Raw genomic sequence first — 26,072 nt, 5'->3', positions numbered from 1 at the left:
AACACGGGGGTGGGTCCATGAAACAACTGCTGCTGGCTATCGTCATCACCACTCTGGTCAGCGCCTGCGCGACCACCACTTCACCCACCGGCCGTCGGCAGATGGTGGGCGGTGTGTCGCAGGCGCAGCTGGATCAGCTGGGTGCGCAGGCGTTCGCCGAAACCAAGCAGAAAGAGAAGATCAGCAGCGACGGCCGCCAGAACGGCTACGTGCAATGCGTGGTCAACGCGCTCGTTGCACAGCTGCCGCCTCAGTACCGTGGCGTACGGTGGGAAACGGCGGTGTTCGTCGACAAGGAACCCAACGCCTTCGCCCTGCCCGGCGGCAAGGTCGGGGTCAACACCGGCATCTTCAGCGTTGCCAAGAACCAGGATCAGCTGGCAGCGGTGATCGGCCATGAAATCGGCCACGTGATCGCCCGCCACCACGAAGAACGCATCACCCGGCAGATGGGCGCGCAGACCGGATTGGCGGTGCTGGGCGCGCTGGCCGGCGCTTATGGCGGCGAAGGTGCAGCCAGTACGGTCAACCAGCTGGGCGGGATGGGGGCGCAGACCGCGTTCCTGTTGCCCGGCTCACGCACCCAGGAAAGCGAGGCTGACGTGATCGGTCAGCGTTTGATGGCCGAGGCCGGATTCAACCCCGCCCAGGCCGTCGATCTGTGGCAGAACATGATGGCCGCCAGTGGCGGTCGCAGCCCGCAATGGTTGTCGACCCATCCCGATCCAGCCAATCGGATCAGGGAGTTGCAGCGTGATGTGCCGACGCTGGGGCCCGTCTATCAGCAGGCGCAGGCGGCCGGACGCCGACCAAAGTGTGGCTGAGTGCGCAGATTCATGCTGTATTGCAGCACATAAAACGATTTCTCACGCCATCTGTTTCTGATACGTTTGGCGGCTCAGATTTTTCTGACAGTCCGACTTTGCCGCTACCGGCGGTTCGATCGAGGTGAACGATGATTTTCCGTAACCACAAAGCTGTGCTTTCCGTCCTCATCGCCACTGCCCTGACCGGCGCCGTGGTCACCGACGCGTTCGCGCAGTCCTCGCGTTCGTCCGAGCGTGGCAACCGTGGCGGCAAGCAGGCCAAGGCCGAAGTGCTGTTCCCGAACGCGACCCGCCAGGAACCGGCAGCGAAGTCGTCGGCCAAGCTGGGCAGCAAGCTGCAGAAGATGATTGACAGCTACAACAAGGAAAAGTTCCCGGAGACCCGCACGCTGGCCGACGAGATCCTGGCCACCGAAGGCGCCAACGAGTACGACAAGTCGCTGGCCGCGCAGCTCGCCTCCCAGGCCGCCTACCAGACTGACGACACCGCAGCCGCCATCGCCTACCTCAAGCAGGTGCTGCAGTTCAACGGCCTGGACAACAACGGCCACTTCCAGTCGATGCTGATGCTGGGCCAGCTGCAGATCCAGGAAGACCAGACCGCTGAAGGCCTGGCGACCCTGGACAAGTACTTCGCCGAGAGCAAGTCGACCAAGCCGGAAGAGCTGATCATCAAGGGCCAGGCGCTGTACCAGCTGGAGCGCTACCAGGAAGCGATCCCGGTGCTGAAGCAGGCCATCGCCGGCGCTGCCGAGCCGAAGGACAACTGGAACCAGCTGCTGATGGCCGCACTGTCCGAAGCCGGCCAGACCGGTGAGGCCGTGCAGGCCGCCGAGGCACTGGCGGCCAAGAACCCGAACGACAAGAAAGCGCAGCTGAACCTGGCCAACATGTACATGCAGGCCGACCAGATGCCGAAGGCCGCCGCGGTGATGGACAAGCTGCGCAGCAGCGGCCAGCTCACCGAAGAGCGCGAGTACAAGCAGCTGTACTCGATCTATGCCAACACCGAGAACAAGGAAAAGGACGTCATCGCGGTCATCAACGAAGGGTTGCAGAAGGGCATCCTGAAGCCGGATTACCAGGTCTACCTGGCGCTGGCCCAGTCCTACTACTACTCCGACCAGGTGCCGCAGGCGATCGATGCGTGGCAGAAGGCCGCCCCGCTCTCCAAGGACGGTGAGACCTACCTGAATCTGGCACGCGTTTTGCACAGTGAAGGTCGTGTCCCGGAGGCCAAGCAGGCCGCCCAGCAGGCGCTGGCGAAGGGCGTGAAGAACCAGGCGGATGCCAAGAAAATCATCAACCTGAAGTAAGTAGGAATAACGCCTGAACGCCTGCCCAGTTGATGCGCAAGCGCTCAGGATTGGTATAAGCTTGGAGGTTCCTGCGGTGTCATGCACCGCTGATCAGGGATCCCGCCCCCGGGATTCCGGCCCCACTATTGAGCTCTTGGCGCATGACGGAACAACTAGTCGTTCACCGGTACGAACAACCCGATGACAAGGGGCTGAGCTGGCCTCGCATCGTCGGTATCGCGTTTGTAATCGCCCTGCATCTGGCCGCCTTCATGATGCTCCTGATTCCTGCCGTGGCTCCCAAGGCCGTGGCGGAGAAGGAGCGCAACGTCATGGTGACCATCGTCGACGCACCGCCGCCGCCGCCACCGCCGCCGCCGCCGCCGCCGCCGCAGGACACCCCGCCGCCGCCGGTGAAGAATCTGTCGCCGCCGAAGCCGTCGCCCGTCCCGCCGCCGCCGCAGGCGCCGGTCGTCGACGTGCCGGAACCGCGCCCGAACGATATCGTCACCCCGCCGTCGCCGCCGTCGCCGCCGGCACCGCCGACCTCGATCGAGGCCAGCGTGGACATCTCGTCGAAGGCCATGAATCCGCCGCGCTATCCGCCGGCCGCCTTCCGCGCTGGTATCCAGGGCGAAGTGATCCTGATCATTGATGTCGATGCCAGCGGCAACGTCACCAATGTCACGGTGGAAAAGTCCAGCCGTAACCGCGATCTGGACCGTGCTGCGATGGAAGCCGCCCGCAAGTGGCGTTTCAACGCCGCCGAAGCTGGCGGTAAGAAGGCTGCTGGCCGCGTCCGCGTCCCGGTCAACTTTGCGCTGAACTGATGCGCCCGGGTGGCCGCTTGGCCACCCTCGCCTCCAGTTCGATTGTTTAGCTTAGCTACACCCTTTATCACCACACACAACAAAGGTAAGCGTCATGCTGCAGGAAATTTTCATCGCCGCTGCTGCCGGGGGCAATCCGTCCAACGCCCTGTCGCAGATGGGCTTCGAGCACCTGATCCACGAAATGACCACCAAGCCGGGTGATTTCGCGGTTTCCTGGGTCGTGCTGCTGACCCTGGTCGTCATGTCGGCCATGTCCTGGTACTGGACCGTCATCAACATCTTCCGCGCTACCCGCCTGAAGAGCGCCGCCGATCGCGTCGTCAGCCTGTTCTGGGATACCCCGAACGCGCAGGACGCCATCCGTGCAATGGAAGAGCAGCCGGCTTCGGAGCCGTTCTCGAAGATCGCGCTGGACGCTGCCCAGGCTGCTGCGCACCACCAGCGTGCTGAAGGCGGCGCTGCCGGCGGCGTGGGTGAGAACCTGAGCCGTTCGGAGTTCGTCGACCGCGCTCTGCGCCAGGCCGTGACCCGCGAAAGCAACAAGCTGCAGTCGGGCATGACCCTGCTGGCCACCGTCGGTGCAACCGCTCCGTTCGTCGGTCTGCTGGGTACCGTGTGGGGCATCTACGGCGCGCTGATCAAGATCGGTGCCACCGGCTCCGCTTCGATCGACGCCGTTGCCGGCCCGGTGGGTGAAGCACTGATCATGACCGCCATCGGTCTGTTCGTCGCGATCCCGGCCGTGTTCGCCTTCAACTTCTTCAGCAAGATCAACAGCGCGACCATCAGCAAGTTCGATACCTTCGCGCACGACCTGCACGACTTCTTCGCCACCGGTTCGCGCGTCCGCTAATTGCGACGCGCTGTACCCGCGAGAACGTAGTCACCAAGATCTAGACGGAGCCCGTTATGGCTTTCAGTAGTGGTAACAGCGGCGGCCCCATGGCCGACATCAACGTTACGCCCCTCGTGGACGTGATGCTGGTGCTGCTGATCATCTTCATCATCACGGCGCCGCTGATGTCCCACAAGGTCAAGGTGGATCTGCCGGAGGCCAATCTGGTCCAGAAGCCGGACGACACCAACGACCGCAAGGGTCCCATCACCCTGGCAGTCAAGGAAGACGGTTCGATCTACTGGAATGACGAAGAGATCGACAAGCAGACCCTCGAGTCGCGCTTGGCGACCGCCGCCCAGCAGACCCCGCAGCCGCCGTTGAACCTGCGTGGTGACCGCACCACCAAGATGCGTGTCATCAACGAGATGACCAAGGTCGCGCAGGAACAGGGCATGCTGGACGTCGGCTTCGTGGCGACCAAAGAGAAGGGGCAATAAGCCATGGCATTCAGTAGTGGTGGTGGCAAGGGCCCCATGGCAGACATCAACGTCACGCCCCTCGTGGACGTGATGCTGGTGCTGCTGATCATCTTCATCGTGACCGCGCCGATCATGACGTACCCGATCGCCGTGGACCTGCCGCAGCGCGTGCTCAACCCACCGCCGCAGCTGGTCGAACCGCCGCCGCCGATCGAGCTGAAGATCGACGCCAGCAACCAGGTCTCGTGGAACAACAGCCCGATCGGTACGCATGAACTGCAGCAGCGGATGGAGCAGGAGGTCCAGCGTGACCCGACCAACCAGCCGGAACTGCGGATCGATGCCAGCCCGGATTCGGAGTACGACGTGATGGCCAAGGTTCTGGCCGCCGCGAAGAATGCTCAGATGAAGAAGATCGGCTTCGTGCAGCAGTAAATCGCTACACCGCAATACATCAGTCATGACGCGACTGCAGGCGCCCCTGGAAACAGGGGCGTCTTTTTTTTGTGCGTGCAGGCGTCTTCCCGGCAACGCCGTTGGCAATGAATGCCTCTGGCCGGTGCCTGTCCCCGCTATGATCGGCGGATGCTCGCCCTCTTCGATTCCGTGCGCCATTGGCTTGATGGCATCGCCCACCTGGGAACGATCCTGGCGGTGGCCTACCTGCTGTATCTGCTGGCGTTGACGGGCTGGATCATGCTGCAGAAGCGCGAGCCGGTGGCCACGCTGAGCTGGATCCTGTCGCTGGCGCTGCTGCCCTACCTCGGCCTCTTCATCTACTACCTGCTGGGCCCACAGAAGGTGAAGCGGCAACGGCTGCGGCGCGGTCGCGCGCGCTCGGGCATGGAGCACTACAGCGATGTCTGCCCGCCCGATGCCGACTGCACCGAACTGGCCAAGATCGCGCAGGCGACCACCGGGCTGGCGCCAAGCACAGCCACCGAAGTGACCTGGCTGGTCGACGGCGCGGCCACCTACGCCGCGCTGCTGGAAGCGGTGGCACAGGCGCAGGACCATGTGCACCTGGAGTACTACATCTTCAATCCCGACCACGCCGGCACCGCGTTGCGGGATGCGTTGGTGGAACGGGCCAACGCCGGCGTGCAGGTGCGGCTGCTGCTGGATGCGGTAGGTTCTTCGGCCGTGCGCCAGCGCTTCCTGCAGCCCCTGCTGGATGCCGGCGCGGAAGTAGTCTGGTTCCATCCTCGGCAGCTGTTGAAACCATTCAAGCGACCCTGGTTGAACCTGCGTACGCACCGCAAGCTGGTGATCGTCGATGGCCGGCTGGCGTTCACCGGCGGCATCAACATCACCGACGACGAAGACGAAAGCCGCAACCCGGATGCTTACCGCGATCTGCACATGCGCCTGCGCGGGCACGTGGTGCGCAGCCTGCAGCTGGTGTTCGCAGAGGACTGGTTGTACGCCAGTGGCCAGGACCACTCGCGGTTCGATATCGCCCGGCTGTGGCCCAGCGACATGCCCCTGCGCGGCGACGGCGCGATCAACGCGCAGGTGCTGGTGTCCGGCCCGGATTCGGGATGGGAGACCATCCATCGCCTGCACGTGGCCGCCATCCAGGAAGCACGTGAGCGGGTCTGGCTGGTCACCCCCTACTTCGTACCCGGCGAAGCGGCGCGGATGGCGCTGACCTCGGCCGCACTCGGTGGCCTGGACGTGCGCCTGCTGGTGCCGAAGATGAGCGACTCCTGGTTCGTGACCCAGGCCGCGCGCTCCTATTTCGACGAACTGCTGCATGCGGGGGTGAAGATCTACGAGTACGGTCCACGCATGCTGCATACCAAGGCGTTCATCGCCGACGACGATGTCTGCATCGTCGGCAGCGCCAACTTCGATCACCGCAGCTTCCGCCTGAATTTCGAGCTGTCGATGATGATCAGCGATCGTGGCCGGGTGGCGGAACTGTCCACGTTGCTGCAGTCCGAATTCGAGCGTGCCACCCGCGTGCACGACCAGGCAGGCCGCTCGCTGTGGCTGCACCGGCTGCCCGAAGCCTTCGCGCGATTGGCCTCGCCGCTGCTGTGAGGCAGCGCTACACTGCGGCGGTGGCCCGGGGAGACTGACAATGTACTGGCTGTACCTGCTGCTGGCGCTGGGCTGCTTCGCCTTTGCGCTGAAAACGCCGAACATGGGCCTGATGTCACTGGCCCTGCTGGGCACCCTCGCCTTCCTGCTGGCATGGGTGCGCGGTCGATACGCGGCACGCTTCGGCGACCTTCAGCGTGATCCGGCGACACTGGTGGACAGCGATGAACTCAGGCGTCTGCGCGAGCAGGCCAAGGTTGCTCCGGCCGACGGCAGCGACGCTCCCTCTCACTCCCCGTAGTCCCGTTCCATGACCCAGCTCAGCGTCAACGTCAACAAGATCGCCGTCCTGCGCAACTCGCGTGGCGGTGCCGAACCGGACGTGGTGCGTGCCGCCCAGGCTTGCCTGGATGCCGGCGCGCATGGCATTACCGTGCACCCGCGGCCCGACCGCCGGCACATCACCGCCGAGGACGTGCTGGCGCTGTCGGCGCTGACCCGTGCCCGTGGCGTGGAGTTCAACATCGAAGGCAACCCGTTCGCGCCGCCGCGTGAGGGCTACCCCGGGCTGCTGCCGCTGTGCGCGCAGGTGCGCCCGGCGCAGGCCACGCTGGTTCCCGATGGCGATGGCCAGATCACCTCCGACCATGGCTTCGACTTCGAACGCGATGCGCAGCGCTTGCGCCCGCTGGTGGCCGAGCTGAAAGCGATGGGATGCCGGGTGAGCCTGTTCGTGGATGCCGGCAACCCGCTGCTGGAGCAGGCCGCCGATGTCGGCGCCGACCGCGTCGAGCTGTACACCGGCCCGTATGCCGAGGCCCATGCCGCCGGCGACGCCCGCGCCATGCTGGAACTGTTCGCCACGGCCGCGCGCCGTGCACAGGCCGTCGGCCTCGGTGTGAATGCCGGGCACGATCTGTCGCAGGACAACCTGCGTGACTTCCTGGCCGCCGTGCCGGCGGTGCTGGAGGTGTCGATCGGCCACGCGCTGATCGGCGAGGCGCTTTACGACGGCCTGGATGCCACGGTGAAGGGCTACCTGGCACTGCTGTAGCAGTGCATGGGACTTCCCCACGGGGTTGAAGCCCGAAGACGTGCGGCAGGTCCCCGTATTCCGGCCTGGCAAGCGCCCCTTAGCCGATCTTCCCATCGCAGCTGTTGAGATACCCGTGGCCCATGCTGGCCTGCCGCGGCGATGCCGCGCGCCCGGTCCCAAGCCAGAAGACCCTGTGGACAAGTCTGGGGTCAACATGTCGCCCAATGCGCCTGCGCGCCTACAGCTACGTGAATCCTGGCCGCTTGCGCTGCCTGTGGTTAGCAATAATACTAATAGCCCGTAACGGCCGGAGGGCAACATGCAGCACCCCCCTCGCAACGCCCAGGCCGCCATCAAGGGCCGAGGTTCCACGTCCCATCTTGCGGGGCGTTTTGAAAGCACCGTCAGCGAAGCGGTGGACGACGGCTGGGCAGTGGATGACAGCGAGGAGTTCCTCGCCCCGAGGCTGCGTACCGAAGTACGCGCGGAGACCGCTCGCAGCATCATCAGCCGCAACACCTCCCCGGACGTCGGCTTCAGCCAATCGGTGAATCCGTATCGCGGCTGCGAGCATGGCTGCTCCTACTGCTTCGCCCGCCCTTCGCATGCCTATCTGAACCTGTCGCCTGGCCTGGACTTCGAGACCAAGCTGTTTGCCAAGACCAACGCGCCACAGCTGCTGCGCAAGGAACTGTCGAAGCCGGGCTACGTGCCGCAGCCGATCGCGCTGGGCATCAACACCGACGCCTACCAGCCGATTGAACGCAAGTTCAAGCTGACCCGCCAGCTGATCGAAGTGATGCTGGAGACGAAGCATCCGTTCTCGCTGATCACCAAGAACGCGTTGGTCGAGCGCGACATCGATCTGCTCGCACCACTGGCGGCGGAGAATCTGGTCAGCGTGCATTTCTCGGTGACATCGCTGGATCCGCGTCTGTCGGCGAAGCTGGAGCCGCGCGCCTCGGCACCCCATGCGCGGCTGCGTGCGATGAAACGCCTGCACGAAGCGGGCATTCCGGTGGGCGTGATGGTTGCGCCGGTGATTCCGTGGATCAACGACAGCGAACTGGAAGCCGTGCTGGAAGCCGCGCACGACGCCGGCGCCAGCACTGCAGGCTACGTGCTGCTGCGCTTGCCGCTGGAAGTGGCGCCGCTGTTCCGCGATTGGCTGGACACCCATCATCCCGATCGCGCCGCGCATGTGATGAGCACCATCCAGCAGCTGCGCGGCGGCAAGGATTACGACAGTCAGTTCGGCACGCGCATGCGCGGCCAGGGTGTTTACGCAGAGCTGCTGAACAACCGCTTCAAGCTGGCGCGCAAGCGGCTGGGCTTCAACGCACAGAACAGCCATTGGCCGAAGCTGGATTGCAGCCGGTTCGAGAAGCCGTTGCCGCCGAAGGTGGATACGCCGCAGGGGAGTTTGTTCTAGGTCGTCGCGGTCGCGCCGTGGTGCTGTGCCTCAACCCCCCCCAAACAACTTCTGCGCACTCTGGAACAGGATCCAGCTGGTGGCGATGAACTTGTCGCCGCCCTGCGGCCGGTTGCCGCGATGGGTATGGGTGAACGCAGTCGGCGCGATCAGCAGGCTGCCGGTGCGCGGTGCGATCTTCCGGCCCTGGAACAGGAACTCGGTTTCGCCTTCGTCGAAGTCGTCGTTGAGGTACAGCGTCCACAGCACATGCCGGTGCAGGGTCTCGGCCTGCGCGTCCTTCGGGTACAGCTCGCAGTGCCAGTACGGGTAACCGCCCTCGCCCGCCGCATACCACTGCAGGTTGATCGCGCCCGGGCGCAGGCAGGTGCGCGCCAGATCCGCCAGCTGCTCCGGCGCCATGTCGGGGAAATCCTCGGCCGACAGGCGTCGCGGCTGGCCGCTGCTGTCCTGGATCTGCAACATCAACGGCGCGATCAATGCCTGTGGATAACGGCGTAGATAAGTCTGCAGACCCGCAAATACCGCCTGTTGCAGCTGCTGGTCCACATCCTGCCAGCCATCCACGCCGCTGATCCGCAGATCCTTGCTGTGCTTGAGTTCCGGGAACACACCGCTGCCCACTGCGCCGGGTTTCAAGCCCTGGCTTGCACGCATGCGCGCGACGATCGCGGCGCACACGTCGCTGGGGACGGCGTTGTGGATGACCTCGATGAAATCGACAGGGCCCGGCTCGTGCATGCGTGCATTCCTTCGACGGCAAGGGCTTGATGGTGCCGTTTGCAGCTGCTGCTGTCACCCTGCGGTCATGTCACCAATCTGCCATGACCGCTGTAGGGATGGCCGCTGTCAGACGCTCTTCGCGTCATGCTCCTGGTGATAACGCACGGCCTCGGCGACCTCTTCGCGCGAACCGAGGAACACCGGCACGCGCTGGTGCAGCTGGTCGGGTTGCACGTCGATGATGCGCTCGCGACCTGTCCAGGCAGCGCCGCCCGCCTGCTCCACCAGCAGGCCCATCGGGTTGGCTTCGTACATCAGGCGCAGCTTGCCGGCCTTGCCCGGCTCCTTCTTGTCCCACGGGTAGATGAAGATGCCGCCGCGGGTCAGGATGCGATGCACGTCGGCGACCATGCTGGCGATCCAGCGCATGTTGAAGTTCTTGCCGCGCGGGCCTTCCTTGCCGGCCAGCAGATCTTCCACGTAGGCCTGCATCGGCGCTTCCCAGTGCCGCTGGTTGGACATGTTGATGGCGAACTCCTGGGTGGCCGCCGGGATCTGCATGTTCTCGGTGGTCAGCACGAACTCGCCGGTTTCGCGGTCGAGGGTGAAGGCGTGGGTACCGTGGCCGACGGTCAGCACCAGCTGCGTGCTGGGCCCGTAGATGCAGTAGCCGGCGGCGATCTGCTTGCTGCCCGGCTGCAGGAAGGCGTCATCGCCGGGCAGTTCGACGTTGGTCGGGCAACGCAGCACCGAGAAGATGGTGCCGACGGAGACGTTGACGTCGATGTTGGAGCTGCCATCGAGGGGATCGAACAGCAGCAGGAAATCGCCACGCGGGTAGATGTCCGGCACCGGCTGGCTGTGGTCCATCTCCTCCGATGCGCAGGCGGCGAGGTGGCCACCCCAGGCGTTGGCCTCCAGCAGGATCTCGTTGCTGATGACATCCAGCTTCTTCTGCGCTTCGCCCTGCACGTTGCCGGTACCGGCCTCGCCGAGCACGCCACCGAGGGCGCCCTTGCTGACGGCGATGGAGATGCTGGTGCAGGCGCGGGCGACGACCGCGATCAGCTGGCGCAGGTCGGCGTTGATGCGGCCGGCGTGCTGCTGCTGGATCAGGAAGCGGGTCAACGAGGTACGGGACATGGGCGGGCAGGTCTCGGCAACGGGAAAACGCCTATTGTCGCTGGTCTGACTTGCGCGTGGGTGAGCGGGGGTAGGCGTAATCGTTTCCAGAGGCGTTGCGGTCGTGGCGCCCTCACCCATGGGGGCTCGATCGGCGCATCCATGCGCCTCACGGTCCTGGCCACGGTGCCCCGCTCACTGCGCTTCAGGGTGTGCCGCGAGCGCGGAGGGTGTGGCAAGGCAGGTGCAAAAACAAAGGCGCCTTGCGGCGCCTTTGTCTTCAAACCACTGGAGTGGTGCTTCAGCCCTTGGCGACGGTGGCCACGGCCTTGGCGACGTATTCCAGGTTGTTCTGGTTCAGCGCGGCCACGCAGATGCGGCCGGTGCCGACGGCGTAGATGCCGAACTCGTCGCGCAGACGCTCGACCTGTCCGCGGCTCAGGCCGGAGTACGAGAACATGCCGGCCTGTTCGTTGATGAAGCCGAACTGCGGGGCACCAGCAGCGGCCAGCTTCTCGACCAGGCCCTGGCGCAGGGCGTGGATGCGCTCGCGCATCTCGGTCAGCTCCTGCTCCCACATCGCGCGCAGTTCCGGATTGTTCAGCACACCGGCAACCAGTGCAGCACCGTGGGTGGACGGGCTGGAGTAGATCGTGCGGATCACGCGCTTGACCTGCGACTGCACGGCCTTGGCGTCAGCGGCGGTCGGCGCGACCATCGACAGCGCGCCCACGCGCTCGCCATACAGCGAGAACGACTTGGAGTACGAGTTGGCGACGATGAAGCTGTCGATGCCCGCCTCGGCGATGATGCGCACCGCGGCACCGTCCTGCTCGATGCCCTTGTCGAAGCCCTGGTAGGCCATGTCGATGAAGGGGAACAGCTGGCGGTCCTTCAGCAGCTGTGCGACCTGCTTCCACTGGCTGACGGTGAGGTCGGCGCCGGTGGGGTTGTGGCAGCAGGCGTGCAGCAGCACCACGGTGCCCGCTTCCAGCTTGCCCAGGTCGGCCAGCAGGCCGTCGAAGTTGACGCCATGGGTGGTCGGGTCGAAGTAGGTGTAATCGACCACCTCGAAACCAGCGGCGCTGAACACGGCGCGGTGGTTTTCCCAGCTCGGGTTGCTGAGTGCGACGGTGGCGTGCGGCAGCAGCTTCTTCAGCACGTCGGCGCCGACGCGCAGCGCACCGCTGCCACCGACAGTCTGGGCGGTGGTGACACGGCCGGCGGCCAGCAGCGGCGAGTCCTTGCCGAACACCAGCTCACGGGTGGCCTGGGTGTACGCCGGCAGGCCATCGATCGGCAGGTAGCCGCGCGGTTTGGCTTCGTTGGCGAGCTGCTGCTCGATCTGCTTGACGGCGCGCAGCAGCGGAATGCGGCCGCTCTCGTCGTAGTAGATGCCCACACCCAGGTTGACCTTGGTCGGGCGGCTGTCGGCGTTGTACGCCTCGGTCAGGCCCAGGATCGGGTCGCCTGGGACCAGTTCCACGTTTGCAAAGAAGGACACGGCGGTACTCGTTCGGTAGACGGAAAGGGGGAGGAATTGCGCCACGCGGCTTGCGGCCTGTCGGCCGAAACCGACCCATCGTAACAAAGCCTGCCGGGGCTGGCCGCCGCCATCGTCATCCGCCTGCCCGTACCATGGCGTGCGTTGCCGCCCTATCCATCAACCTGAATCATGAATCCCAGCGCACGACGCCCATGCCTGCCGCTTTCCGCCCTGCTGCTGCTGCCTTTGGCGGTGACAGCCGAGTCATTGCCGACCGCCCTGCCGACGGTGCAGGTGCAGGCCGCGCGGGTGCCCGGCGTCGACCCCTTCGCCCTGCCCGCCAGCCTGGATACGGTGTGGATCGACGCCGACCGTACCGGCCCGGGCACGCAGCTGTCCGAGGCGCTGGGCGGGGTGCCGGGCCTGTTGGCCCGGGACCGGCAGAACTTCGCGCAGGACACCCAGCTGTCGATCCGTGGCTTCGGCGCCCGTTCGACCTTTGGCGTGCGCGGGGTGCGGGTGCTGATCGATGGGGTGCCGGCGACCATGCCCGATGGTCAGGGCCAGCTGTCGCACGCCAGCCTGCTCGGTGCCGAGCGCATCGAGGTGCTGCGCGGGCCGTTCTCGGCCCTGTATGGAAATTCGTCCGGGGGCGTGCTGCAGGTGTGGAGCGCGCAGGGCCAGGCCGGTGACCCGTGGCGGCTGCGGGTGAGTGCCGGTGCCGACAACACGCTCAGCGTCGGCGCTCAGCTGCGCGGGGCGGGCCCTGGCGTCGACTACAACGTGGCCGCCAACCATTTCAGCACCGATGGCTGGCGTGACCACAGCCGCGCGCGGCGTGAATCGCTCAACGCGCGCCTTGGCACCGAGCTCGCTGGCGGCCGCCTGGAGCTGCTGCTCAATGCGCTGCACGCGCCCAACGCGCAGGACCCGCTGGGCCTGACCCGCGCTCAGGTGGCGGCCGATCCGCGCCAGGCCACGGCGGTGGCTGAGCAGTACAACACCCGCAAATCGGTGCGCCAGCAGCAGGCAGGCCTGCGCTGGACCCGTGAAGCCGGTGCGCAGCGCTGGCAGCTGATGGGCTATGCCGGGCAGCGCGCGGTGACCCAGTACCTGCCGATTCCGCCGGGGCCGCAGGCCAACCCATTGCATGCCGGCGGCGTGATCGACCTGGATGGCGGTTATGGCGGGCTGGACGCGCGCTGGGGCTGGAACGGCGATCTGTGGGGGCGCCCGCTGGACCTGGTGGTGGGCGTGAATGCCGATCGCCAGCGCCAGCACCGCACCGGCTACGAGAACTTCGTCGGCACCACCGTGGGGGTACGCGGCCGCCTGCGTCGCGACCAGATCGACATCGTGCAGAACGTGGACCAGTTCGCCCAGGCGTGGTGGCAATGGAGCCCGCGCTGGTCGCTGCTGGCCGGGGTGCGCCACAGCGCGGTGCGCTTCGAATCGGATGATCGCTACATCGTCGGGCGCAACCCGGACGACAGTGGCCGCCGTCGCTACCAGGCCACCACGCCAGTGGCGGGTGTCAGCTTCGAGGCAAGCCCGCAGTGGCGCCTGCACGCGGCGATCGGGCGTGGCCTTGAAACCCCGACGTTCAACGAGCTGGGCTACCGCGCCGACGGCCAGGCCGGGCTGGCGCTGGATCTGGCGGCCGCCCGCAGCCGCAGCCTGGAAGTGGGCAGCAAGTGGCACGCGCAGGATGGAAAGCAGCTCGATGTGAGCCTGTTCCGTGCAGATACCGACGATGAACTGGCCGTTGCCAGCAACACCAATGGTCGCAGCACGTACCGCAACATCGGCCGTACCCGCCGCCAGGGTGTGGAGCTGCAGTACCGGCAGCCGTTGGCCGAGCAGCTGGAGCTGCAGCTGGCCTGGACCTGGCTGCAGGCGCAGGTGCGTTCGCCCTATCTGGCCTGTGCGGCCAGCAACTGCGCAGTGCCAGACACCGTGGTTGCCGCTGGCAGCCGCCTGCCCGGCGTGCCCCGGCAGCAGGCGTATGCCCGCCTGCAGTGGTCGCCGGGACAGTGGCAGTGGGCGCTGGAAGCGGCCGCCAGCAGCGATGTGGTGGTGAACGACATCGCCACCGAGCGCGCACCGGGATACGCGCTGCTGAACCTGGAGGCCGGCCACAGCTGGACGCTGCAGGCCGGTGACCTGCGCGCATTCGCGCGGATCGACAATGTGCTGGACCAGCGCTACATCGGCTCGGTGATCGTCAATGACGGTAACGGCCGGTTCTTTGAACCGGGGCCGGACCGCCGCGCCAGCGTTGGCCTGCAGTGGTCATGGCGTTAGGCGGGCCCCGGTAGCGCCGGGCCATGCCCGGCGATCGCGCAGCGCGGACGTGACGGATCCGCCGTGCATGGCCCGGCGCTACCGATCAATCCGGGGCCTTGGCGGGCACGAACGGCGAGGTTGGATCGCTGGCCGGGAAGGTCTCTTCCAGCGCCTGGTCCTGGTTGTCGCTGGCGTGCTGCTTGCGCTCGCGCCGCTTCAGCGGACTTTCCTGGCCACCGCGATTGCGGTCACCGCAGTCCTTGCGGTCCTGGGCGGCCTGTTCAGGCCGGCGCACGACGGGCAGTACGCCCTCGTCCGGTGTCGACATGCCGGCGCCACGGTCCTCGGCGTCCGCCAGATCGTGTTTGCCGCGCTGCTCGCCCGGCTCGGGGGTGTGGTTCTCACGCAGGGGGTCACGGGTGGTGGTCATGGGGCGTTCCTCCGGTAGGCCTCCACTAGAGCGCGGACGAAGTAAAGCCACTGCGAACCTGGCGTCATGAACATCTTTGTCACGACTGGATAACGGCGGCGCGCGTATTCCTGCCCACCCGCCCTGCAGCAGGAGCCGGCCATGCCCCGTCTTGAACGCCCCGCCCCGTCCGTGTTCAACGCCCTGCTGGATCCGCTTGGCCAGCGCAGCACGCAGCGCCGGACGCGCCGCCTGGAGGATCCGCAGGCGGTGGCGCAGGACTACCTGCAGTACATGCTGAGCGACTACGAGGAACGCCGCGGGCAGGGGCATCGCAACTGGCGCGATCTGTGCCCGGTGTACGCCTTCGCGCTGACCACCCATGCCGCTGACTGGCCGCGTGGCGGTGAGGCCGATACCAGTGGCGAACTGGCCGAGCACTGGGACCAGATGCGCGGACAGTCGCGCCTGAACTGGGCACAGGCGCAGCCGGTGGTGGAAGATGCCTGGCGCGCGCTGGACCATATCCCCGCCGCTGCGGTGAGGCCGCTGCTGCAGTAGTGCCGGTCGCTGGCAGGCATCGCCAGGATTCAAGGAGCTGCCGACCAGCAGCCGGCACTACCGCATGGTCTGCACGTGGCCGACACGGTTGTTTCACGGTAGCCGGCTGAAGCTGGCTACCCCTGCTGAAACACAGGTGCGCCTCATGGCCCGCCCGATCTGGACCGGTACGCTTTCCTTCGGCCTGCTCAACGTACCGGTCTCGCTGATGTCCGGCGAGCGCAAGGTCGACCTGCACTTCCGCATGCTGGATTCGCGCGATCGCAAACCGATCCGCTTCGAACGGGTCAACGCCGACACCGGCGAGGAAGTGCCGTGGAAGGACATCGTCAAAGCCTACGAGTACGACAAGGGCAGCTACGTCGCGCTGGAGGAAGACGATATCCGTTCGGCGGCGCCGGAAAGCCATGAAACGGTGGAGGTGGAAACCTTTGTCGACGCCAGCCAGATCGACCCGCGTTACTACGAGAAGCCCTATCTGCTGGTGCCGGGTAAGAAGGCCGAGAAGGGCTACGTGCTGCTGCGGGAAACGCTGCGCAGCACTGGCAAGGTCGGTATCGCGCGGGTGGTGGTGCGCACGCGCGAATACCTGTGCGCGGTGATGCCCAACGATGACGCGCTGGTGCTGATGATCCTGCGCTATCCGCAGGAACTGGTCGAGCCTGACGACTACAAGCTGCCCAGTGGAAAGCTTGCCGATTACCGCATCACCAGCAAGGAAACGGCGATGGCCGAGCAGTTGATCGAGTCGATGGCCGGTGACTGGGATCCTTCGCAGTACCACGATGAGTTCCGCGAACGCCTGCAGCAGGTGCTGAACAAGCGCATCAAGTCCAAGGGCGGCACCACCCAGGTGGAGGACGAGCCGGCACCGCGAGAGGATGCGACCACCAACGTGGTGGACTTCATGGCGCTGCTGCAGAAGAGCCTGGATGCCAACAAGCGCACGCCGGCGAAGAAGGCGGCCGCGCGCAAGGCTCCAGCCAAGAAGGCAGCGACGAAGAAGGCACCGGCAAAAAAGGTCGCAAAGAAGGCCGCCAGGAAGACCCCTGCGCGACGCAAGGCGGGATGAGCCATGTCGTTGCATCAGTACCGCCGCAAGCGTCGGCTGGGCGGGGGGAGCGGACAGACCCCGGAGCCGGACGATGCACCGGCACGAGGCAATCCGAAGCGGCGGCCGATCTTCGTGGTCCAACTGCACCACGCCAGCAGCCGCCACTACGATTTCCGCCTGGAAATGGATGGCGTGCTGAAAAGCTGGGCGGTGCCGAAGGGGCCGTCGCTGCGGGTGGGTGAGAAGCGCCTGGCGGTGGAGGTGGAAGACCACCCCCTTTCCTATGCCGGCTTCGAAGGTGATATTCCGCAAGGCCATTACGGCGCCGGCCACGTCGATGTGTTCGACCACGGCAGCTGGGCCTGCGAAGGTGATCCGCTGCAGGCACTGGCTGCGGGCAAGATCGACTTCGTGCTGCACGGGCAGCGCCTGGCCGGTGGCTGGAAACTGGTACGCACGGCGATGAAGGGCCGCCAGGTGCAGTGGCTGCTGATCAAGCGCGATGACGCGCAGGCACGGGATGCGGAGGCGGACGATCTGCTGCACACGCCAGCGCTGAAATCCGCGAAGACGTCCCGGGCTTCAGCGAAGAAGACGGCTCCAGCGCCACGTGCCGCACAGCCACGCAAGGCCGATGCACGCTGGCATGCGCGCGCGCTGCAGCTGGACGGGGCGCGCGACAGAACCTACCCGCACCAGTTCAAGCCACAGCTCACCGATCACCGCGACACCGCGCCCGATGGCGAGCGTTGGCTGCATGAGATCAAGTGGGATGGTTACCGGTTGCTGGCCGATGTGCACGAAGGTGAGGTGACGCTGCGCTCGCGCAATGGACTGGACTGGACTGCCGATTTTCCCGAAGTGGTGCAGGCGGTGCAGGCGCTGCCGGTGCGCGATGCGCGTCTGGACGGAGAACTGGTGGTGCTGGACGACAACGGCCGCAGCGACTTCGCCGCGCTGCAGCGGGTGATCGACGGCAGCTCGAAACAACCGCTGCGCTACATCGTGTTCGACCTGCCGGGAGTGGCCGGGGTCGACATCAGCCGCGCGCCGTTGCTGCAACGCAAGGCACTGCTGAAGGAGCTGATCGGCGATAAGCCGGGCACGCTGGCTTTCAGCGAGCACGTCATCGACCACGGACCTGCCGTGTTCGAGGCCAGCGGCAAGGCGGGTTTCGAAGGCATCGTCAGCAAGCAGGTCGATGCGCCCTACGTGAACACCCGCGCACGCAGCTGGGTGAAAGTGAAGCACGAGGACACCGATGAATTCCTGATCATCGGCCACACCGCACCCAAAGGCTCGCGGGTGGGATTCGGTTCGCTGCTGCTGGCCACGCCGGACAAAGGCGGCCTGCGCTATGTCGGCCGCGTCGGTACCGGCTTCGACGATGAGGGGCTGCGCGCGCTGGCGGCCACGCTCGCGCCGCTGGCGGTGAAGGAGGCGGTGCTGGAGCTGCCGGCGCACGTGCCGTTGCGTGCGCCCAGCGTGCGCTGGGTCAAGCCGGTGACAGTGGCCGAGGTCGCGTTCCGCGGCTGGGGCAAGGAAGGGTTGCTGCGCCAGGCCAGCTTCAAGCGACTGCGCAGTGACAAGAAGAAGGAGGACCTGGCGATGGGCGAGACGGTTTCCGACGACGGCGGTGACGTCGCCATCACCCATCCCGAGCGCGTGGTGTTTGCGAAGAAGAAACTCAGCAAGGGTGATGTCGCCGACTACTACCGGCAGATAGCGCGCTGGATCCTGCCGGAAATCAGTGGGCGACCGCTGTCGCTGCTGCGCTGTCCCGACGGCGTAGGCAAGGCGTGTTTCTTCCAGAAGCACCATGGCCAGGGCCTGGGTGATGCGGTGCATGCGGTGCCGCTGCAGCAGAAGAGCGGGCGCGAGGACTACGTCTATATCGATGACGAACGCGGCCTGCTGCAGCTGGTGCAGATGAACACCCTGGAACTGCACCCCTGGGGGGCGACGGTGGCCGATCCCGAGCACCCCGACCGGTTGGTGTTCGATCTTGATCCGGGTGAGGGCGTGAGCTGGGCCGACGTGAAGCGCGGCGCGCGCGATGTGCGCGATCGACTGCAGCAAACCGGGCTGCAGAGCTTCGTGCGGCTGTCGGGCGGCAAGGGCGTGCATGTGGTGGTGCCCCTGCAACCCGCAGCCGACTGGGACGACGCGAAAGCGTTCTGCGAAGCGTTCGCGCAGGCGATGGCCGAACATGCGCCGGACCGTTACGTGGCGACGATGAGCAAGGCCAAGCGCAGCGGAGTGATCTTCATCGACTGGCTGCGTAATACACGGGGAGCGACCAGCGTGTGCTCATGGTCGCTGCGCGCGCGGGAGAGCGCGGGAGTCGCGGTGCCGCTGCGCTGGGAAGAGCTGGCGCGGGTGAGCGCGGCCGATGCGTTTCCGATGGACAAGGCGTTGGCACGGGCCAAGCGTTTGAAGGCGGATCCGTGGCAGGGCATCGACGCGCTGAAGCAGACGCTGCCGACGCTGCAGCGGTAGTGCCGGCCAGCGGCCGGCGCACCGGTATCCGTTCAGCGCCGATCGCGCGACGCGCGGCGGCCGAACCACCAGCCCAGCAGCAACTGCACCGGCAGCGAAACCAGCAGGCTGATGACGAACCAGTGCGGGAAATCGCCGCCCATCACCCACAGGCCATAGCCCGCGCCGAGCACCAGCAGTGACCAGATCGAAGTGCCATGCGCGCGTGGCCAGCACGGCGCGTAATAGGTGGCGAAGGCAATGGCGGCGATGCCACCCAGCACGGTGAATGCCAGGTCCCAGCCGAGCTGGGCCTCGCTTGCCGGCCTCATGCCCAGCAGCGATGGCAGCCAGCCCGCGGCACTGCTGACCAGGGCCAGCGCGAGCAGCGCGCCGATCAGTGCGAGCAGTGAGAGAAAGACGGTCTTGAGCGTGCCGGGCATGCGCGCATTGTACGGCCGCCAGCGCGTCCGGCGCTGCAGGCAGATCGGCATGGCCGCCGCACCCGTGGGAGAGGGAAACGGGCACGGCGGCCATGCACAGGGGGTCAGGCTGCGAAGTCGATCACCACGCGACCTTCGATGGTGCCGGCGTGCATGCGTGCGAACACCTCGTTGACGTTCTCCAGGCGGTCGGTGCTGACCGTGGCGGCAACCTTGCCGTCGGCGGCGAACTGCAGCGATTCCTGCAGGTCCAAGCGGGTGCCGACGATCGAACCGCGTACGGTGACGCCGTTGAGCACCATGCCGAAGATGTCCAGCGGGAAGTTGCCCGGCGGCAGGCCGTTGAGCGAGACCGTGCCGCCGCGGCGGACCATGCCCAGTGCCTGTTCGAAGGCCTTGGGCGAAACCGCAGTGACCAGCGCACCATGCGCGCCACCGATCTCCTTCTTCAGGAACGCGGCCGGATCGGTGGTGCGCGCGTTGACGGTGACCTGTGCGCCCAAGCGCCTGGCCAGGGCCAGCTTGGCGTCGTCCACATCCACCGCTGCCACGTTCAGGCCCATCGCGCGGGCGTACTGCACGGCCATGTGGCCGAGGCCACCGATACCGGAAATGACCACCCAGTCACCGGGTTTGGTGTCGGTGACCTTCAGGCCCTTGTACACGGTGACGCCGGCGCACAGCACCGGCGCGATCTCCACAAAGCCCACTTCCTTCGGAAGCAGGCCGACATAGTTGGCATCGGCCAGTGCGTACTCGGCGAAGCCGCCGTTGACCGAGTAGCCGGTATTGCGCTGCGTTTCGCACAGCGTTTCCCAGCCACCCAGGCAGTGTTCGCAATGGCCACACGCCGAGTACAGCCAGGGGATGCCGACCCTGTCACCTTCCTTGATGTGCCCTACCCCGCCTCCCACGGCCACGACGTGCCCCACGCCCTCGTGGCCGGGGATGAACGGCGGGTTCGGTTTCACCGGCCAGTCGCCCTCGGCGGCGTGCAGGTCGGTGTGGCAGACGCCACAGGCCTCGATCTTGACCAGCACCTCGCCCGCCCCCGGGCGCGGTACCACGACTTCCTCGATGACCAGCGGCTTGCCGAACTCACGGACGACGGCGGCCTTCATGGTTCTGTTCATGCGTGCTTCTCCGTAGTGCGCTTGCAGACAGGATGGCGCCGGCCCCATGCCCGCGCCTTGATCCCGATCAATCCTCAGAAGAAGCCGAGCTTCTTCGGTGCGTAGCTGACCAGCAGGTTCTTGGTCTGCTGGTAGTGGTCGAGCATCATCCGGTGGTTCTCGCGGCCGATGCCCGACTGCTTGTAGCCGCCGAACGCGGCGTGCGCCGGGTAGGCGTGATAGCAGTTGGTCCATACCCGCCCGGCCTGGATCGCGCGGCCCACCCGGTACAGGCGCGCGGCATCGCGGCTCCAGACGCCGGCACCCAGCCCGTACAGCGTGTCGTTGGCGATCTGCAGTGCTTCTTCTTCGGTCCTGAACGTGGTCACCGACACCACCGGCCCGAAGATCTCCTCCTGGAACACGCGCATGCCGTTGTGGCCCTTGAACACGGTCGGCTGCACATAGAAGCCGCCGGCCAGGTCGCCACCGAGCGCGGCTCTGTCACCGCCAATCAGCACCTCGGCGCCTTCCTCGCGGCCGATGGCGATGTAGGACAGGATCTTCTCCAGCTGTTCGCCCGATGCCTGCGCACCCACCATGGTGTTCGGGTCCAGCGGATTGCCCTGGCGGATCGCCGCCACGCGTTCGAGCACACGCTCCATGAAGCGTTCGTAGATCGATTCCTGCACCAGTGCGCGCGACGGGCAGGTGCAGACCTCGCCCTGGTTGAAGGCGAACATGACGAAGCCTTCCACCGCCTTGTCGAGGAAATCATCGTCTTCGGCCATCACGTCGGCGAAGAAGATGTTCGGCGATTTGCCGCCCAGTTCCAGCGTCACCGGGATCAGGTTCTGGCTGGCGTACTGCATGATCAGGCGGCCGGTGGAGGTTTCACCGGTGAAGGCGATCTTGGCGATGCGCGGGCTGCTGGCCAGCGGCTTGCCCGCCTCCAGGCCGAAGCCGTTGACCACGTTGAGCACGCCCGGCGGCAGCAGGTCGCCGATCACCTCCATCAGCACCAGGATCGACGCCGGGGTCTGCTCGGCAGGCTTGAGCACCACGCAGTTGCCGGCGGCCAGCGCCGGCGCCAGCTTCCAGGCCGCCATCAGCAGCGGGAAGTTCCACGGGATGATCTGCCCGACCACGCCCAGCGGTTCGTGGAAATGGTAGGCCACGGTGTCGTCGTCGATCTGCGACAGGCTGCCCTCCTGCGCACGCAGGCAACCGGCGAAGTAGCGGAAGTGGTCGGCCATCAACGGCACGTCGGCGTTGAGTGTCTCGCGGATCGGCTTGCCGTTGTCCCACGTCTCGGCGTGGGCCAGCAGTTCCAGGTTCTGTTCGATGCGATCGGCGATGCGGTTGAGCAGCAGCGCACGGTGGGCGGCCGATGTGCGGCCCCAGGCGTCCTTTGCGGCGTGGGCGGCATCGAGTGCGGCGTCGATGTCCTCGGCGTTGGAGCGGGCAACTTCAGTGAACACCTGGCCGTTCACCGGCGAGATGTTGTCGAAGTACTGGCCGCTGCGCGGGGCGATCCATTCGCCACCGATGTAGTTGCCATAGCGCGGCTTGAACAGGGAGCGCGGATCGGTGGCATGCGGGCGGGTGGACGGTACGGCGTTCATGGCGGCTCCTGTGGTGGGCATGGTGCATCCACAGGCGCAAAGACGATGCCAACATTGGCCTGCTGCGCTGCATCACGCCTTCATCGCCCGGCCGTCGGTCATCCTGTCGCGCACCCTGCGGCAGTGCAGCAGGCGTGGTCGTTGCAGGCCGACGCCGGGTGTGCTGTTAATCGGGACAGGTCCCGCAACAACTGTCGCAATGTGCGACACAGGAGGCTGTCGGTGTCCCCGCTTGCTCCCGATCCCCGCCTGGGAAGTGCCCGGCGCAGTTTCTTCGAGCGTGGCGCTGCCCCGGTCGGTGCCGTGCCCGAGGCGATCCTGCATTCCTGGCAACGTTGCCAACGGCACGGCCTGCTGGTGGATGCGCAGCCGGCCGCCGAACCACTGACCGACAACCGCCTGCGCGAACTGCGCCAGCGCCGCGAGCGCCTGTGGCGACAAGCGCGCCCGGAGCTGGATGGACTGGCGGCGGAAATGACCCATAGCGGCAGCATCGTGCTGCTGACCGATGAAGACGGCTGGATCCTCGACGCCGAAGGCAGTGCCGGTTTCCTCGACAAGGCCGGTCGTGTCGCGCTGATGCCGGGCATGCGCTGGGACGAGGGCACGGTCGGCACCAACGCGATCGGCACCGCGCTGGTCGACGGGCGCGCGCTGCAGGTGCGTGGCGGCGAGCACTACTTCGCCCCGCACGGCATCCTCACCTGTTCGGCCGTGCCGATCCTGGATCCCTACGGGCAATGCCTGGGGGTGCTCGATGTGTCCGGCGACGCGCGGCTGCCACACGTGCACGCGCTGGCGCTGGTGCGGCAGGCGGTAGCGCAGATCGAGCACCGCGGTTTCGCCGACGGCCTGGCCGACTGCGAGCTGCTGCGCGTGCATCATCAACCCGCGCTGCTGGGCAGTGCGCGCGAAGGCGTGCTCGGCTTCCGCGGTGGTCGCCTGGTGGCGGCCAATCGTGCCGGCCTTGCCTTGTTCGGGCTGGATCGTCAGGACATCGGCCGCACGCCGTACGAAGCCCTGTTCGAACAACCGCTGTCGCGACTGGCCGATGACGGCGTGCTGCTTGATCGTCAGGGCCGTCGTCTGTACGGCGTGCGCGAGGCCCGTGCGCCGCGACGCAGTGCAGCTGCGCCTGGGCCGACCGCGCCGCTGCCGGCCCGTGCGCAGGACCCACTTTTCGATGCTGGACAGCAACAGCAGCTGGCCACCGCAGGACGCGTGCTGCAGGCCGGGCTGCCAGTGCTGCTGCAGGGCGAGACCGGCACCGGCAAGGAAGTCTTCGCGCGGGAACTGCACGCACGCAGCATGCGTGCGGGAAAGCCCTTCGTCGCGGTGAACTGCGCGGCGCTGCCGGAAGGCCTGATCGAAGCAGAGCTGTTCGGCTACGAGGAGGGTGCCTTTACCGGCGCGCGCCGGCAGGGCAGCCCGGGCCTGCTGCGGCAGGCCGAGGGCGGTACCTTGTTCCTCGATGAGATCGGCGACATGCCGCTGGCGCTGCAACCGCGCCTGCTGCGCGTGCTGCAGGAACGCGAGCTGTCACCGCTGGGCGGCGGCAAGCCGGTGAAACTGGATTTCGCACTGGTCTGCGCCAGCCACTGCGAACTGCCGCAGGCGGTGGATGCCGGTCGCTTCCGTGCGGATCTGTATTACCGCATCGCCGACCACGTGGTGACCCTGGCACCGTTGCGGCAGCACCCCGATCGCGCTGCCGTGGTGGATGCCCTGTGGCAGCAGCTGGGACAGGGCCATGCGTTGTCGGCGCAGGCCCGCGCGGCGCTGGCCGCCCATGCCTGGCCCGGCAACCTGCGCCAGCTGAGTGCCTGCCTGCGCACGCTGGCCGCACTGGCTGAGCCGGGGCAACCGGTGGGCCCGCAGCTGCTGCCCGCGGACGTGCGTGCTGGCAGCTCCACCGCGCCCGCAGTGCCTGCCAGCGGGGCATTGGAGGAGATCGCCGAGGCGGCCATGCGCCAGGCGCTGGCCGAGTGCCAGGGCAACGTCAGCGCGGCCGCCAGGCGGCTGGGGATCAACCGCAGCACCCTGTACCGCCGGCTGGGTACGCCACGCGGCTGAACGGATGCGCTGGCGCCGGGTCTGTGCCCGGCCCCAGCAGGGGCCGAGGGATCAGCCCGCCAGCACCGCGGCCTCGCGTGCCAGGCGCTCGACGCTGTCCCAGTCGCGGGTCTGCATCAGCGCGGCGGTGGTCAGCCACGAACCGCCCACGCACAGCACGTTGGGCAGATGCAGGAACTGGCTGGCGGTCTGCGCACTGATGCCGCCGGTCGGGCAGAAGCGCACATCGCCGAACGGGCCGTGCCACGCCGACAGCATCGCGGCACCACCGGCCTGCACCGCCGGGAAGAACTTGAAGGTATCCAGGCCGTGTTCCAGGCCGACGATCAGCTCCGAACCGGTGGCCACGCCAGGCAGGTAGGGCAGATCGGCATCGCGCGCGGCGGCATACAGCCGTGGGGTCGCCCCGGGCGACACCGCGAAGCGGCCGCCGGCCTGTTTCACCGCCTGCATCTGCGCGGCATCGAGCACGGTGCCGGCACCAATCACCGCATCCGGCACGGCCTCGACCATCGCCTTGATGGCGTCCAGCGCACGCGGCGTGCGCAGGGTCACCTCGATCACCGGCAGGCCGCCACGGAACAGCGCCTGCGCGACCTGTACCGCATCGTCGATGTCATCGGGGGTGAACACCGGAATCACCGGTGCCAGTTTCAGTACCGCACGAACGCGTGGATCAGCGCCGGACATCGAATCGCTCCTCGCCCACCAGGGCCAACACATCAGCTTCGCTGACGGGATTGAAATCGCCGGGAATGGAATGCTTCAGGCCCCCGGCGGCCAGGCCGAAGCGCACGGTGGCGTCGGCATCGAAGGCCGACAGGATGCCATGCAGGATGCCTGCCGCGAAGGCATCACCGCCGCCGATGCGGTCGACGATGCCCTGCAGCTGGCGTACCGGGGCCTGTGCGCGGGTGCCATCGCGGCCGAGCAGCAGCGCGCCCAGCGCATGGTGGTCCACGCTCAGCGTCTGCCGCTGGGTGCAGGCCATCCACTGCAGCTGCGGGAACGCTTCGAACGCGGCCGCGGCCGCCGCTTCCACACGCGCGACCACGTCGGCCTGTTCGAAGCGCTGGCCGAGGATGACTTCGATATCGCGGTAGTCGGCGAAGACGATGTCGGCCTGCGCGAACAGTTCGTGCAGGATCGCCCGCGCATCGCCACCCCAGCGTTGCCACAGCTTCGGCCGGAAGTTGCCATCGAAGGACACGCGCACGCCCAGTGCACGCGCGGCGCGCGCTGCGGCCAGGGTGGCCTGTGCCACGTCCGCGCCCAGCGCCGGGCTGACCCCGGACAGGTGCAGCCACTGCGCGCCCCGCAGCAGTGCGGGCCAGTCGTAGTCGGCGGCGGTGCTGTTGGCGAATGCCGAATCGGCACGGTCGTAGACCACTTCGCTGGCCCGTTGCACCGCGCCGGTGGTCAGGAAGTACAGGCCCATGCGGCCTTCGGCATCTTCGCGCACGCCGCGCGTATCGACCCCATGCCGGCGCAGTTCGGCCAGCGCATGCGCGCCGAGCGCGTTGCCGGCGACGGTGCTGACCATGGCCACGTCATGTCCAAAGCGGGACAGCGAGACAGCCACGTTCGCCTCGGCGCCGCCGACATGCACCTGCAGCTGCGGCGACTGCAGCAGCAGTTCGCGACCGGGCGCACCCAGGCGCAGCAGCAGTTCCCCGAAACACACGATACGACCCATTTCTGCTCCTTCACGCGTGCCGCCCGCATGTGACACTGGGCGGCGTGGTAGTGGACCACGCGTGGGGCGTGGAATTGGCTAGCGGTGTCATTTCAATCCCGCCCATCCTTGCCCTTAGCCTACCAAACTGTTGGAAGCATTGTCCTGCAAGCGTCTTGGAGACATTTCAGATCTGTTGCGGTGCAAGATGCCGGATCGGGAACGTGCTGTTAACG

24 protein-coding genes are annotated in these 26,072 nt (G+C 66.7%); 15 read left to right on the top strand and 9 right to left on the bottom strand.

Translation table 11 applies throughout. The features are described from left to right. The first annotated feature begins 17 nt into the window (after positions 1-17). The 10 genes from K5K93_RS12650 (at position 18) to K5K93_RS12605 (ending at position 8,789) form a co-directional block, all read left to right on the top strand. Positions 18-824 carry a M48 family metallopeptidase gene (locus K5K93_RS12650; RefSeq protein ID WP_099786346.1) on the top strand — a complete coding sequence of 269 codons (807 nt, stop codon included), beginning with the start codon at positions 18-20 and terminating at the stop codon, positions 822-824. 131 nt (positions 825-955) lie between these two features. Beyond that, the gene (locus K5K93_RS12645) at positions 956-2,143 is read left to right on the top strand and encodes a tetratricopeptide repeat protein (protein WP_222388072.1); all 1,188 of its coding nucleotides are present in this window, start codon (positions 956-958) and stop codon (positions 2,141-2,143) included. A 254-nt stretch (positions 2,144-2,397) separates the two neighbouring features. Next, positions 2,398-2,955: an energy transducer TonB gene (locus K5K93_RS12640; protein WP_025875553.1), complete on the top strand. Its 558-nt coding sequence runs from the start codon at positions 2,398-2,400 to the stop codon at positions 2,953-2,955. A gap of 94 nt (positions 2,956-3,049) precedes the next feature. Further along, positions 3,050-3,811 (top strand): TonB-system energizer ExbB, encoded by a 762-nt coding sequence (gene exbB / locus K5K93_RS12635; protein WP_093820368.1) that lies wholly within the window; start codon positions 3,050-3,052, stop codon positions 3,809-3,811. Positions 3,812-3,867: 56 nt separating this feature from the next. Further along, positions 3,868-4,293 (top strand): biopolymer transporter ExbD, encoded by a 426-nt coding sequence (locus K5K93_RS12630; protein ID WP_025875550.1) that lies wholly within the window; start codon positions 3,868-3,870, stop codon positions 4,291-4,293. Between the two features lie 3 nt (positions 4,294-4,296). Further along, positions 4,297-4,710 (top strand): biopolymer transporter ExbD, encoded by a 414-nt coding sequence (locus tag K5K93_RS12625; RefSeq protein WP_025875547.1) that lies wholly within the window; start codon positions 4,297-4,299, stop codon positions 4,708-4,710. Positions 4,711-4,860: 150 nt separating this feature from the next. After that, complete coding sequence (gene cls / locus K5K93_RS12620) at positions 4,861-6,321, top strand: cardiolipin synthase (RefSeq protein ID WP_093820366.1); 1,461 nt, start codon at positions 4,861-4,863, stop codon at positions 6,319-6,321. A gap of 40 nt (positions 6,322-6,361) precedes the next feature. Continuing rightward, entirely contained in the window at positions 6,362-6,622 is a 261-nt protein-coding gene (locus K5K93_RS12615) for a hypothetical protein (RefSeq protein WP_093820363.1), read from the top strand. Between the two features lie 9 nt (positions 6,623-6,631). Further along, positions 6,632-7,375: a pyridoxine 5'-phosphate synthase gene (locus tag K5K93_RS12610; protein ID WP_222388071.1), complete on the top strand. Its 744-nt coding sequence runs from the start codon at positions 6,632-6,634 to the stop codon at positions 7,373-7,375. A 301-nt stretch (positions 7,376-7,676) separates the two neighbouring features. After that, positions 7,677-8,789: a PA0069 family radical SAM protein gene (locus K5K93_RS12605; RefSeq protein ID WP_222388070.1), complete on the top strand. Its 1,113-nt coding sequence runs from the start codon at positions 7,677-7,679 to the stop codon at positions 8,787-8,789. A gap of 30 nt (positions 8,790-8,819) precedes the next feature. Here the strand turns inward: K5K93_RS12605 and K5K93_RS12600 are convergent, their stop codons facing one another. The 3 genes from K5K93_RS12600 to K5K93_RS12590 form a co-directional block, all read right to left on the bottom strand. Next, complete coding sequence (locus K5K93_RS12600; protein ID WP_222388069.1) at positions 8,820-9,530, bottom strand: 2OG-Fe(II) oxygenase; 711 nt, start codon at positions 9,528-9,530, stop codon at positions 8,820-8,822. Between the two features lie 108 nt (positions 9,531-9,638). After that, positions 9,639-10,655, bottom strand: coding sequence for a class 1 fructose-bisphosphatase (locus K5K93_RS12595; protein WP_093820351.1), 1,017 nt, complete (start codon positions 10,653-10,655; stop codon positions 9,639-9,641). Between the two features lie 280 nt (positions 10,656-10,935). Continuing rightward, the gene (locus tag K5K93_RS12590; RefSeq protein WP_222388068.1) at positions 10,936-12,138 is read right to left on the bottom strand and encodes an amino acid aminotransferase; all 1,203 of its coding nucleotides are present in this window, start codon (positions 12,136-12,138) and stop codon (positions 10,936-10,938) included. Between the two features lie 171 nt (positions 12,139-12,309). Between K5K93_RS12590 and K5K93_RS12585 the strand changes: the two genes are divergently transcribed. Then, entirely contained in the window at positions 12,310-14,424 is a 2,115-nt protein-coding gene (locus K5K93_RS12585; protein WP_222388067.1) for a TonB-dependent receptor, read from the top strand. An 85-nt stretch (positions 14,425-14,509) separates the two neighbouring features. Here K5K93_RS12585 and K5K93_RS12580 read toward each other — a convergent pair whose 3' ends face one another. Then, on the bottom strand, positions 14,510-14,836 hold the full coding sequence (locus K5K93_RS12580) for a hypothetical protein (RefSeq protein WP_222388066.1): 327 nt from the start codon (positions 14,834-14,836) through the stop codon (positions 14,510-14,512). A gap of 141 nt (positions 14,837-14,977) precedes the next feature. Here K5K93_RS12580 and K5K93_RS12575 point away from each other — a divergent pair, with 141 nt between their 5' ends. From K5K93_RS12575 to ligD, 3 genes are all read left to right on the top strand, one after another. Then, complete coding sequence (locus K5K93_RS12575; RefSeq protein WP_025875521.1) at positions 14,978-15,376, top strand: hypothetical protein; 399 nt, start codon at positions 14,978-14,980, stop codon at positions 15,374-15,376. A gap of 145 nt (positions 15,377-15,521) precedes the next feature. Further along, positions 15,522-16,448, top strand: a complete 927-nt coding sequence (locus tag K5K93_RS12570; protein ID WP_222388065.1) for a Ku protein — start codon at positions 15,522-15,524, stop codon at positions 16,446-16,448. Positions 16,449-16,451: 3 nt separating this feature from the next. Continuing rightward, the gene (ligD, locus tag K5K93_RS12565; protein ID WP_222388064.1) at positions 16,452-18,929 is read left to right on the top strand and encodes a DNA ligase D; all 2,478 of its coding nucleotides are present in this window, start codon (positions 16,452-16,454) and stop codon (positions 18,927-18,929) included. A 32-nt stretch (positions 18,930-18,961) separates the two neighbouring features. On the opposite strand, the gene K5K93_RS12560 is transcribed toward ligD, so the two are convergent. The 3 genes from K5K93_RS12560 to adh all read right to left on the bottom strand — a co-directional run bounded on the left by K5K93_RS12560 (position 18,962) and on the right by adh (position 22,088). Beyond that, the gene (locus tag K5K93_RS12560; RefSeq protein WP_222391066.1) at positions 18,962-19,351 is read right to left on the bottom strand and encodes a hypothetical protein; all 390 of its coding nucleotides are present in this window, start codon (positions 19,349-19,351) and stop codon (positions 18,962-18,964) included. A 104-nt stretch (positions 19,352-19,455) separates the two neighbouring features. Further along, positions 19,456-20,484 (bottom strand): alcohol dehydrogenase AdhP, encoded by a 1,029-nt coding sequence (gene adhP / locus K5K93_RS12555; RefSeq protein ID WP_093820343.1) that lies wholly within the window; start codon positions 20,482-20,484, stop codon positions 19,456-19,458. 74 nt (positions 20,485-20,558) lie between these two features. Then, the gene (gene adh, locus K5K93_RS12550) at positions 20,559-22,088 is read right to left on the bottom strand and encodes an aldehyde dehydrogenase (RefSeq protein ID WP_222388063.1); all 1,530 of its coding nucleotides are present in this window, start codon (positions 22,086-22,088) and stop codon (positions 20,559-20,561) included. Between the two features lie 222 nt (positions 22,089-22,310). Here adh and K5K93_RS12545 point away from each other — a divergent pair, with 222 nt between their 5' ends. Further along, a complete protein-coding gene (locus K5K93_RS12545) occupies positions 22,311-24,161 on the top strand; it encodes a sigma-54-dependent Fis family transcriptional regulator (RefSeq protein ID WP_261311844.1) in 1,851 nt (616 codons plus the stop codon). 51 nt (positions 24,162-24,212) lie between these two features. On the opposite strand, the gene eda is transcribed toward K5K93_RS12545, so the two are convergent. Beyond that, positions 24,213-24,851, bottom strand: coding sequence for a bifunctional 4-hydroxy-2-oxoglutarate aldolase/2-dehydro-3-deoxy-phosphogluconate aldolase (eda, locus tag K5K93_RS12540; RefSeq protein ID WP_208082060.1), 639 nt, complete (start codon positions 24,849-24,851; stop codon positions 24,213-24,215). Then, positions 24,838-25,857: a sugar kinase gene (locus K5K93_RS12535; RefSeq protein ID WP_222388061.1), complete on the bottom strand. Its 1,020-nt coding sequence runs from the start codon at positions 25,855-25,857 to the stop codon at positions 24,838-24,840. The genes eda and K5K93_RS12535 overlap by 14 nt, the downstream gene beginning before the upstream one ends. Between the last annotated feature and the right edge of the window lie 215 nt (positions 25,858-26,072).

The sequence above is a fragment of the Stenotrophomonas sp. DR822 genome (assembly GCF_019793815.1).
GTDB lineage: Bacteria > Pseudomonadota > Gammaproteobacteria > Xanthomonadales > Xanthomonadaceae > Stenotrophomonas > Stenotrophomonas indicatrix.
The sequence above is the reverse complement of the archived record's forward strand: the minus strand, read 5'-3'. Positions and strand labels throughout refer to the sequence as shown.